2 protein-coding genes are annotated in these 2733 nt (G+C 54.2%); one reads left to right on the top strand and one right to left on the bottom strand.

Annotated features, from left to right (window positions below; translation table 11 throughout):
- Positions 1–154 precede the first annotated feature (154 nt).
- Complete coding sequence (locus J8I29_RS29565; protein ID WP_209434406.1) at positions 155–712, top strand: helix-turn-helix transcriptional regulator; 558 nt, start codon at positions 155–157, stop codon at positions 710–712.
- 157 nt (positions 713–869) lie between these two features.
- On the opposite strand, the gene J8I29_RS29560 is transcribed toward J8I29_RS29565, so the two are convergent.
- Complete coding sequence (locus J8I29_RS29560) at positions 870–1664, bottom strand: FadR/GntR family transcriptional regulator (RefSeq protein ID WP_245197493.1); 795 nt, start codon at positions 1662–1664, stop codon at positions 870–872.
- Positions 1665–2733: the final 1069 nt, after the last annotated feature.

The raw sequence follows: 2733 nt of genomic DNA, 5'->3' as shown, positions 1-2733 counted from the left end.
TGGGCCTGCAGATCCTGGCTGCCGGACCCTATCTGGTCGAGGCTGACGCCGCCGCCGAGGCCGCGCTGAACGGCTGATCCTGTCGCTTATAGCGAACGAAAACAGCCAGCCCTCGGAAACAGGGCTGGCTGACATCTTTCTTGGACCAGGGATCATGCATTCTGTTCCGATCCTGCAGTCGGGCCAAACCTGGGCTCCGGCAGATCACCTCGAGCCTCGGCGAGTGATTGAAAGCGTTGCCAGGGGCAAGGTGCATTACCGCACGGATCATCTCTCCTCGAATGTACCGCTGCAGACGCTGACGCATTACCGTTTTCGTCGCTGGATCGTTGCCTCTCAGGCTCGCTTGGCGGAGCAGAATGGAGCGGCAATCCAGAAGGTCTCTCCCAGCGTAGAACTCGCCAAACGCATCCGGGCGCTTCGGCTGGCTGCCGATCTCACTCAGCTGCAGCTCGCTGATGCCGTTGGCGTTTCGCGTGCCGCTGTGGCTTTTTGGGAGACGGGACGAGCAGGGGACATAAACAAGCACCTGGCGCCCTTGTCACAGGCGCTGGGCGTCAATGAAGAGGCATTGTTGAACGGTTTGGCTGAGGAACATATTCAGGCCGAGCTTTCGCCGGATGAAGCCGATCTTCTGGCGCTTTACCGGCTACTGAGCCCGAGCCGTAAGTTGAACGCTCAAAAATGGATTGAGCGTCAAGCTGGAGAGTGATGGGAGACAAGCCGCCGGGAGGGAGCCGTCGACGGCTTGATCAAACGTGCCGGAAATCTACCCCGATCGCCGAAGGCGCCAACTTCTTCCACCTTGCAGGATGCCGATGCTCTCGCTTGAATTCTCAAGCTCAAGAAGTTTGACTCAATATTGTTGGCTAAAGCGAGAGATCGAGTATACGGCCCTCAAAAACTCGATCTCGCGATCTTTTCAGATGGCGATGCATGATGTCACGGGCGGCTTCCGCTTCCCGGCGCCGGATCGCGTCGAAGATCAACTGATGTTCGGCGAATACGTCGGCCAACATGGCTTCGGGGCCTGCCAACGAAACACCATGGAACTTCATGCCGATAGAAATATGATCGCGCAGGGATTGCATCGACAGAACGTAAAAATGATTATTCGTGGCCTGGGAGATCGCGTAATGGAAATTGTAATCCGCATCATCCCGGTGAAGGAACAGTTGGACTGCGTCGCGCATCAGTTCGAGTGCCGCCGCGATTTTCGCCAGCGCAGGTTCGTTCCAGCGAAGAGCGGCATAATAAGCATGATCCGGTTCGATCGACATGCGCAGTTCATAGCAGCGCTGAATATCAGCGATGGTTTCGACGGGTGAATAACCGATATTGCGCGTGTCCTCGGCCAGCTTCTTTACAAAGCTTCCTGCTCCTTGTCGTGAATATATCAAGCCTTCATCGCGTAACAATTTGAGGGCCTCGCGAATGATTGGTCGCGAGACGAGCAAAGTTGAGGCGAGTTCGTGCTCCCCAGGCAGTTTCTCGTCCGCCAGGTAGTCGCCACGGCTGATTTTGGTGAGAAGAATATGATAGACCCGCTGGACAAGTGGCGTCCGGCCCGGTCGATCAGCGATACCGTCCAAACTGCCGGACCCACGGCTTTGGTTTATCAGGGGAGGTTCAGTATCGGTTGTGGCGGCATTACGCTTATCCATTTCGTGGTTTCCAAAATGCAGTGCGGCGTGGAGGTGGCAGTGGGTTTTCCAAATGTGGCAGCTGGAATGCATCCCATAGCGGAGTGCTCAAAGGGGCGTCGCAAAGCCGTACCGCATGCGCCTTGCCGTGGGCAACATAATTACAGCCTTACATTGCGGTAATGTTTTTGACTCAGGCACCAAATTCCGCAGGAACGGCGATGATTGTAGTCTGGACGATTGTGGCAGGGGCTGAATCTGCCCTCTCTATGCTGCTTCTTACTTTGTAGTGCATGGGTAGCATCAAAATACCAGAGCCGATTTCTATACGGGCCAATCCGACATTGCGGAAACCCTCATGGTGTTGGGACTAAAATGACGTCGGCGCTTCCGGTCGACAATGCTCCAGAAATCCAATCGCCACCCGACTGGGGGGAACCTCTCTCTAACGCGCCAATCACGATAAGTGCCTGTATAGGGGGTGAAACCCTTGGCATCGGTGTGCGACATCGGCTTGAAGCGACGAAGTCGCAAGGGGCTGCCGCAAAGTGCGTTTTGATGGATATGCTATTTTTGCTTACGCCGATGCGTCTCTGCGCTTCCTGGCGCTTCCGCCAAATTGCAAACGCTTCCGCGCTCGGTGCTTCTTCCGTCTGGTGAGAATTTGCCGGGGCATGCTCTGGAAACAGCCGTTGTGCCAGATCGTTGGGAAGCGGCCTCCGATGGGGTGATGGATGTCTCATGCGAAGTAAGGCTTGCCGCTCGGGCCCTTTCTGGAAAACCAAATGGGGACCAAGAGTTTTAAATTGTACAGGAATGTCCATAAATTTTTATAAATGGCAAGCTGTGGAATGAACCTCGTCGGCGATTTATTTAGATAGTTTATTGTCTCAAAATACCGACTAAAGTTTAGTATATCTAAATTTCGATCATGTTGACTTGTTTGTAAACGATTGTAATTTGCCGGCATTAAGTCAGCTTAAGCGCCGGATGAATGATTGTCGAATATCTGCCCATTCCCGAGGTTGTCCGGGTTCGTCCGCGGCGTTTCGGCGATGCTCGTGGTTACTTTTCGGAAGTGTTCAACGCG

Source organism: Labrys sp. LIt4 (assembly GCF_017813775.1).
In the GTDB taxonomy this organism is placed as follows: domain Bacteria; phylum Pseudomonadota; class Alphaproteobacteria; order Rhizobiales; family Labraceae; genus Labrys; species Labrys okinawensis_A.
Note: the sequence above shows the minus strand (reverse complement) of the source record. Positions and strands in the feature narration are given on the sequence as shown.